1 protein-coding gene is annotated in these 2,723 nt (G+C 63.6%); it reads left to right on the plus strand.

The features are described from left to right. Positions 1-98: 98 nt before the first annotated feature. On the plus strand, positions 99-2,549 hold the full coding sequence (folP, locus tag QT222_RS03000; RefSeq protein WP_491476258.1) for a dihydropteroate synthase: 2,451 nt from the start codon (positions 99-101) through the stop codon (positions 2,547-2,549). The last annotated feature ends 174 nt before the right edge of the window (positions 2,550-2,723 follow it).

Here is a 2,723-nt window from a genome sequence, read left to right on the forward strand (position 1 = left end):
ACCGACCGGTCCTCGTCGTCCATATCGACGAGTAGTCCGTTCGCGCCCGATGAGTGAGGAGCGTTAGGCCTAAGCCCACCGTCCGGGTTTTCTCGCGTATGGAGTACCACGAGGCGGTGAACTTCCTTTTCGACCTCCGGCGATTCCAGGTCAAGCCGGGGACCGAGTCGATTCAGCGGTTGCTCTCTCACCTCGGCGACCCACACGAGGGAGTCTCGTTCGTGCAGGTCGCAGGGTCAAACGGAAAAGGAAGCACCGCCCGGATGCTCGACTCGACGCTCCGCGAAGCGGGACAGAGCGTCGGGTTGTACACCTCGCCGCACTTCGACAACGTGCGCGAGCGCGTCCGCGTCGACGGGCGGAAGATTCCCGAATCCGCGCTGTCGGCGTTCGTGGCCGAAGCGAAACCGTATCTTGTCGAGCGTGCCGCCGACGGCGAACCGCTCACGTTCTTCGAAACTGTGACCGCCCTCGCAATCTGGTACTTCGACCAGGCCGACGTCGACGTGGCGGTCCTCGAAGTCGGGATGGGTGGCGAACTCGATGCGACGAGCGCCGTCGACCCCGTCGCCAGCGCCGTCACGAACGTCTCGCTCGAACACACGGCGGTCCTCGGCGATACCATCGAAGAGATTGCCCGGACGAAGGCTGCCGTCGCGCCCGCAGACAACCCACTCGTGACGGGTGCTGCGGGCGACGCACTCGATGTCATCCGCGAGGAGGTCGGCGACGTACTGACGGTCGGCGGCGCGGACGCCGATACCGACGTTCGAACCGCGTACGGCGGTCGCGTGAACCACCAAGAGGCCGCCGTCACCGTCGAAACCGACGACGAGACGCTCGACCTTCGAATCCCGCTTTTAGGTGCGTATCAGGCTCGAAACGCCGGTATCGCAGTCGCGCTCTCCCGACAGGTCCGGCCAGATATTTCCGACGACGAGATTCACCGCGGCCTTCGAAACGCGCACTGGCCGGGTCGCTTCGAAGTCATGGGAACCGACCCGATGGTCGTCTTAGACGGGGCACACAACCCCGACGCCTGCGCACAGGTCGCTACCGTCCTCGACGAGTTCGAGTACGACGACCTGCATCTCGTCTACGGTGCGATGCACGACAAGGACCACGGTGAGATGGTCGAAGCGCTGCCCGACGTCGCCTCCGTCGTCACCTGTCACGCGGACATCTCGCGGGCCGAAGACCCCGAGATTCTCGCATCGGTGTTCGACCGAATCGGCGTTCCGGAAGTCGAGACTGGCGACGCGGTTGCATCGGCGCTAGAGCGCGCACGAAAACGCGCCGACCCGGACGACTGCGTGCTCGTCGTCGGGTCGTTGTACGTCGTCGCCGAGGCGCGAACGACGTGGACACGAGCGATAATTCCGAAGACGCACCGTACTCTCGATGACGCTCGCGAGACGCTCGAACGGGCCAACGTGGCAGACGAAGGGAGTCGGGACGAGCGAGCAGCGAAGGCGGTTCATCAGACGGTTCACACGCGCGTCCAGCGACGACAGGCCAGACACCTCAGAGAAGAACTGTTCTCTATCGGCGGCGACTGCGCCGTTTCCGGCCACGAGTCCGGCGGCGAACTCGTCGACGTGGTGTTGATGGGGACGCTCGACCAGTTCGACCGCTTGACGGAAAATCTCCGAGACCGTCCCTACGCGCTCCCGGAACTCGCCGACGAGATCGAAGCGAGTCTCGGACGCGACCCCTCCGACGAGACTCACGGCTACCCGTGGGAAGACGGTCCATCCGTCATGGGCATCCTCAACGTCACGCCGGACAGTTTCCACGACGGCGGCGAGTTCTACGACATCGAAGACGCCGTCGAACAGGCGGAAGCGATGGTCGAAGCCGGTGTCGGCATTATCGACGTCGGTGGTGAGAGCACCCGTCCCGGTGCCGAAGAAGTCCCAGTAGACGAAGAGATTCGCCGAGTTACGCCCGTCATCGAGGCACTTTCGGACCTCGACGCACTCGTCTCCGTGGACACCCGGAAAGCGGCGGTTGCTGAGGCCGCACTGGACGCAGGGGCCGATATCCTCAACGACGTGACCGGCCTCGAAGACCCCGAAATGCGGTTCCTCGCGGCCGGGCGCGACGTCCCGGTTATCGTGATGCACAGCATCGACGCGCCGGTGATTCCGGACAAGGACATCGACTACGACGACGTGGTCGAAGACGTAATCGACGAACTCACAGAGCGCGTCCTGCTCGCCGAAAAGGCGGGAATCCCGCGTCGAAACATCATCGTCGACCCCGGTCTCGGATTCGGGAAATCGAAGGCCGAGAACTTCGAACTCCTCGGACGCGTCGACGAGTTCCGCGCGCTCGGGTGTCCCGTTCTCATCGGCCACTCTCACAAGTCGATGTTCTCACTCGTCGGCGAGAAAACCGGGGACAACCTCGCGGCAACCATCGCGGGAACGGCTATCGCTGCGGACCGCGGCGCTGACATCATTCGCGTCCACGACGTACCGGAGAACGTCGCGGCCGTGAACGTCGCGCTCGCTTCGCAGGACCCGAGTCGGTTTACCGACGAGTAGCCAGACAACAAATTTTTGACACGCCGGGCGCTCGTCCCCGTATGTACCTGTCGACAGATTTTCCGGGGATTCTCGTCGTTCTCGTTCCATCCGTCCTCATTTTTCTCTTCGTCGGCGGCCTGCTGTTGAAATCACTCATCGCCGTCGTGGGCAGGCGGCGACGTGAACTCGAAC

The sequence above is a fragment of the Haloferax sp. s1 genome (genome assembly GCF_058382125.1).